Origin of the sequence: Marinobacter goseongensis (assembly GCF_023156235.1) — a bacterium.
GTDB lineage: Bacteria > Pseudomonadota > Gammaproteobacteria > Pseudomonadales > Oleiphilaceae > Marinobacter > Marinobacter goseongensis.
This window is the reverse complement of the sequence record NZ_JAKZAI010000048.1, coordinates 1-5,840: the sequence shown is the minus strand read 5'-3', so window position 1 is coordinate 5,840 and position 5,840 is coordinate 1. Positions and strand designations below refer to the sequence as shown.

The following is a 5,840-nucleotide window of genomic DNA, read 5'->3' as shown; positions in this document are numbered from 1 at the left end:
TGGTGGCAACGAATCCTGTGCAGTTGACGATGACCGTATTATCGCTGATTTTGAGACTTATTCAGAGCCTCCTTAGTCTACCTTTTTGCGGCGCGGTGTGGGGGGGCGTTGCTGTTTCAGAGCTTCTGGGCATAACCGTCATCTACAGGGAACTGAGCCACAGCGAGTTCAAACGCTGCCTGAAGCAGGGTTGGTTAAAAGATCTGATGGTTGGTGGGTAAACCACTCGCGACAGCTTAAAGGAACCTTTTGAAAGCAAAAACAATTTTGTCACCCCGAGGGTCTATATCGATCTGGCGGAAGAGCTTGCTCCCTATGACGTGGATTATAAAGGCGTCATCTCCTATGGGCCTCTCGCCACGTTGATCGGCTGGGTCGCACAGGCGGTATTAACGTCATGCGAGTGGAGCTAAGGCGAAAGAAGGCGGCTTGAAGATCAGGGATCTATGTTAACGAGCGTTCACTTATAAGTGACACCGTGTCGGTCAAATATTTCATAGACTTCTCTTGCTTCCTCCGCCGGCAACATCACCCGGATCGTCTGCTCATCCTTATCAATATAGATCAGATCCTGTGGAATTTCGCTGCCAATAAGGTCGTCTCGCGTATTGTGTGCCTGATCCATGTTCTCGAACTTACCATTAATAGCTTTACCCATCTTGTTTCTCCTTGTTGTTTAGCTTCTGCATAAAGCATAGATAACACATCAATTTCTGTAAATTTATGACATTGCCACGGACCGAGCGCCGTCCTTGAAACCATTCGCGGAGGGCTTAAAGACCCGTAAGTCGCGGATGATCGCCGGCCAGCCACACGCCTGCGTAACAGAGCTGACCGCGATTCGTGTTGTGTGCGGAAAACTTCCTGAGGCCTCCTCGACCGCACCGTTAGCCAGTGGCCCTTGCCATTCGGATTATCTTCCCCTCGGTCGGGGTGACTCCGCTTTCTTTCAGGCGGATGTCTGATTAACGCAACAGTGAGAAAGTCAGAACTTGACCTGTCCCCACAACCAGGCCTTGTCCGTATCCACACCGCGACCATCCTCGGCATAGCTGGCGAACTTGGCACCCACCGTGTAATGTTTGTTGACTGGGTAGGCAGCCAGCAGCCCCAGCTCAGAGCCATAGCTCAAGCTATTGATGTCACTGCTGTAGTCATGAAATATGGCCAGCAACTTGACTCCCTTTACTGCGGCACCCGCCGATACGTAAAGATCCTGCAGGCCATCGTCCGGGGTGACCAAGAACTGGTCGGCCCAACCGTTCATTGCGTGAAGCGTAGCCAGAGGAGTCTGAAATGATCGGCCGTCGTCCGACTCCAGGGTTTCCATGCCCACCTTGACCGTAACGCCATACGCGGCGAGGCCCGCTTCCGCCAGCCAATAGGCGGCCTCAAAGCTTTGCGGGTTGTCTGCATAGTCCTTCTGGATTGCGTACTCCAGAGTGTACAGGACTTTGGCGTCTTCCGTTACATCGGTGCCACCAGTGAATCGCAAGCCAAAATTCTGGGTTGAGTTGACGTCTGCGGTGGTAAAGTCGAACAGATATCCGTAGGCGGTAAGGGTTCCGGCGGCCAACCCCTGATACTGAACATTAAGAATCGGCGACTGCATGGGGAAATTGCCATTCGGGCTGGCGTCCGAGAATATCCGGTTAGCATTGTAAAGATAGCCCGCTGTAATCGTCGTGTCTGGAAGCGACTCGTTGGCGCCGATAAAGGCATCGAAGGTCTGCTCATTCTGGCGCCAGCCAACTGTGCCTATAAACCGGTGATTGTCCAGAGCAAAGCGCTGACGACCATAGGTCAGTGTGGTATCCGGAAGGCCTTTGTAACGTACGTAAATTTGGTTGACTTCGGTTTCCGTCGGATCAGCGACCACTGAGTGATCGGTTGTATCATTAATGGTGCTATTGTAGTTCTCATTCCCCACAGCGGTCACATCTTCCGCCTCGGCAAACACCTCAAACCCCTGGAAATCACCAGTCCGGTACCCCAGTCGGGTTCGAACGGTGGAAGCATGGGCTTGATCGAGAGGGTTGTCCTGATCCACAAATTCGTAACGGTAGCGAACTTCAAGCGAAACCGCTCCCCCGGTCAAGGCGTCGGTAAGGGTCTGGGACAGGACAGGCGTCGCGGAAGAGGCCAGAAGTGAACCAATGGCCAAGGCCAGCAACGACTTCTGGTTTCTTTGGCCTTTCCTGGCAGGGAGCGGCGTTAGCATCGTTTTCATCCTAGTGGTACCTTCTGTGGCCGTATAAGGGGTGAGTGGAGTCAATGTTTCATTCATGAGTCGATAATTCAGTTTAGGGCGCCTATGTCCGCGGCAACCTTGATATCGGTCAGATTGAGCCTGACTCGCAAGGGGTACCTCCAAAAGCTCACAGACAAAACGAGCAGGACAAGGTGCCATCACCTCATCCGTCTCACAGAGCCGTCCCTACGGGCCTCGTTTGCGGCTCATTCCATTGAGATACCTCTGGGCTTGAAGGACTGTGCGGCGCTTATTTCCTCAAATCCTAGAAAAAGCCACCAATGATCATTTGCAGATTTAACAGCTGCCCCATAGTCAGCCTGCCAAAGGCAATGAACCCCAAATGCGGATCGGAGAGGCGGAAAACTCGACAGAAAAACGAGAACTCCAGTAGACCAGCAGGAACAACCCAGACTCGGCTCCAGTTCGGCGAGGCTGCTTAGTAAACCAGCATAATGCGACAAACAATTTGACGCCTCTCAGAATCAACTTGATTTGACGCTGAAGGATGCCGTAGCTCTGACCCTATACACAGCCTAGAGTAAATCTCGTGACCCTCCCCGGCAGCCTCTAGTTTATAGAATTACCCGCACACCCTAGGCACTCACAGCATTCTCCAGGGCTGAGAAGGCCGGCGCGCTGGCCAGACCCTACTCTGCCTCAAGCGGTTTCACTCGGCGTCCGGCTTGAACACCGGGCCATGGCGCAGGGTGTTGACGTCATTAGCATCGGCATACCCGCAAGCTATCTGAACAATCCTCTCGGTCGATAAAGGAAAAGCGGGAGTTGACGGTTTTCAGCCTGTTGACACGTTTCGACCCATAAGAATTGGCTATTGACTTAATAGTTACAAAACCATAAAGTTTCGAAATGTAATGCTAATCATTATCACCTGCATCCGGCAAATTCAATGATAACGGAGAACAACCGTATGTTTAGACCTTCCCAACTATCACTGGCTGTGGCGATCAGCCTGGCCCCAGCCATGGGCTCTGCCGCTGGCGATGACCAGCCCCAGACCCTTGAAGCCCTGGAAATCATTGGCGATGCGTCTGCAGCCCAAACTCTGCCGGGGTCAGGCTATGTAGTTGGCGATCAGCAGTTGAAAACCGAGGTTGAGGCCGACATCAACCAGGTATTGAAAACCGTCCCGGGCGTGTATGTACGGGAAGAGGAAGGTCAGGGCCTGCGCCCTAACATTGGCATTCGCGGTGCCACGGCCGAGCGAAGCAGCAATGTTACCCTGATGGAAGATGGCATTCTGATCGCGCCGGCCCCCTATTCTAACCCGGCCGCCTATTATTTCCCGACGCTGAAGCGCATGTCCTCGCTGGAAGTGCTCAAGGGTGCCCCGCTGCTGCGCTATGGCCCGCAAACCACCGGTGGTGTCGTCAACCTGATTTCCACACCCATTCCCGATCAGCGCCAGGGGTATATTGAGACCGTCACCAACGACCGCGGCTCCACCGACGTTCATGTAACCTACGGTGACACGGCCGGCGACTGGGGCTACCTGCTTGAGACCATCCAGCGCTCCGCGAAAGGCTTCAAGGAGATTGACCGCAGTAACCGCGATACCGGCTTTGATATCGAAGACTATGTCGGCAAACTGCGCTGGCAGGGAGAGCGCCAGAGCGTAACCGCCAAGCTGCAGTATTCCGAGGAAACCTCCAACTCGACCTATGTCGGACTGACGGATGCGGACTTCAACCAGGACCCCAACCGGCGCTACGGGCTTTCCAGTCCCGACCAGATGGATAATACTCACTCCGGTGTCAGCCTGACTCATCAGTTCGAGTGGAGCGACAATGTAAGCAGCACCACAACCCTCTATCGCAACGACTTCAAACGCAATTGGTACAAGCTCAGTGGCGCCGGAAACATCATCGACCAGGCAAACGCCGGTGACGCCAATGCCCAGGGTATTCTCGATGGTACCGTTGACACCAGCGGCCTGAATTACAAGAACAACGCCAGGGAGTACGTCTCCCAGGGCGTTCAGACAAACTTTGATGTAAACATTGGCAACCATGAGTTCGATTTCGGTGCCCGCACCCACGAAGATGAAATGGATCGCTTCCAGCCAGTAGATGTTTACGACCAGATCAATGGCTCCCTCGTGTTCCAGAACAGCGTGGCCCCAACGGGCAGCAATAATCGCTTCGAGACCGGCGAAGCCCTGAGCTTCTGGGCACTCGACATGTGGCAGGCGACGGACAAACTCAGCATCAACCTTGCGCTACGCTACGAGGATGTGAAAACCAGCCGCACCCAGTACGCTGATCCCGGCCGCACAACGGTCGACAGCACCCGCACCAATGACAGCGCTGAACTCCTGCCCGGCGCTTCCTTTACCTACGACCTGTCCCAAAGCTGGCAGGTTCTGGGCGGTGTGCACCGGGGTTTCTCCCCTCTCGGAGGTGGTGCCAGGGCAAACGAAGAACCGGAAACCAGCAAGAACTGGGAAGCCGGCGTCCGCTACTTTGGCAATGCGTTCTTCGCGGAAATGATCGGCTTCTACAGCGATTTCTCCAACAAGGCTGAAAACTGTTCAGTGGGCTCGCCGTGCAGCAATGACGCCACTTCTGGCAGTTTCGTAACCGGCGAGGCTGAAATTGCCGGTGCGGAATTCCAGCTCCAGACCGGCACCGAGGCGGGCGACTTCTACCTTCCGGTCAGCCTTACCTACACCTTTACCCAGGCGGAAATCAGCAAGGACAATGCTGCCTCTGGCCTGAAAAAAGGCGAGCAGCTCAAAGACGTTCCGGAAAACCAGATGAGCCTGCGGGTCGGCATGGAGCACCAGAGCGGCTGGGACAACTATCTGGTGACTACCTACGTCGATGAGATGTGTGTGAGCGCGGGATGCAACAACACGGCCACCGAACTGGACGAGACCGAATCCCTGTTCCTGGTCGACTTCATCAGCCGTTACGCGCTGACCGCCAGTGCCGATGTCTTCCTGAAAGTGGACAACCTGTTCGATGAACAGCAAATTGTTTCACGTTTGCCCGATGGCGCCAGGCCAAACATGCCACGTACCGCTTCGCTGGGGATCAGCGTTAATTTCTGATCAACAACCCAAGGCCAACTGATCGGCGGCGAGTTCGCCTTTGCATTCCCTCTCTGTCATAGCCCTGGTTTCCAGCCGGGGTTTTCTGGCTATGAGAGACCTAACAACCTAATCCCGACAGACTGCCAGACGACTCCACGTGCGCGTCGGTGCGCCCCTTTTTCAGGAATTGATTATTGCCAGATAGCTATGTACCCAGAAACTTCAGATGAGCTCTATTCAGAGCGGGGCAGACAAAAAAATGGGCAGATGAATATCTGCCCTAAAAACCTGAGTACTTCATTAACTCGCAAGAACTATATCAAGCTAAACTGAACTCTAACTGAATTTTCCGATTGTTTTTTGATCGCAATGTTTCCCGTACCAGTGCCCTAATCAAGTGGTAAGCTTATTCAAGAACCCGCCATGCGGTCAAAACGCATATTGTAACCTCGCACGCACTTCATCTCCGCTGTCGCCATTGGCTTCTTCGCCATCCATGTAGCTCATACCCAGTCGAACATTCTTGTTGGCGTA

At 53.9% G+C, this 5,840-nt stretch carries 4 protein-coding genes; 2 read left to right on the top strand and 2 right to left on the bottom strand.

Translation table 11 applies throughout. From position 1 onward, the window contains the following. A partial coding sequence (locus tag MLC70_RS18000; RefSeq protein WP_248185835.1) for a hypothetical protein occupies window positions 1-221 on the top strand: 221 nt, incomplete at its 5' end. A gap of 239 nt (window positions 222-460) precedes the next feature. On the opposite strand, the gene MLC70_RS17995 is transcribed toward MLC70_RS18000, so the two are convergent. Together MLC70_RS17995 and MLC70_RS17990 are read right to left on the bottom strand one after the other, a co-directional pair. Then, on the bottom strand, window positions 461-658 hold the full coding sequence (locus MLC70_RS17995) for a hypothetical protein (RefSeq protein ID WP_091855216.1): 198 nt from the start codon (window positions 656-658) through the stop codon (window positions 461-463). A gap of 327 nt (window positions 659-985) precedes the next feature. Further along, complete coding sequence (locus MLC70_RS17990; RefSeq protein ID WP_091855223.1) at window positions 986-2,221, bottom strand: alginate export family protein; 1,236 nt, start codon at window positions 2,219-2,221, stop codon at window positions 986-988. Between the two features lie 961 nt (window positions 2,222-3,182). Between MLC70_RS17990 and MLC70_RS17985 the strand changes: the two genes are divergently transcribed. Beyond that, the gene (locus MLC70_RS17985; protein WP_248185832.1) at window positions 3,183-5,324 is read left to right on the top strand and encodes a TonB-dependent receptor family protein; all 2,142 of its coding nucleotides are present in this window, start codon (window positions 3,183-3,185) and stop codon (window positions 5,322-5,324) included. Window positions 5,325-5,840: the final 516 nt, after the last annotated feature.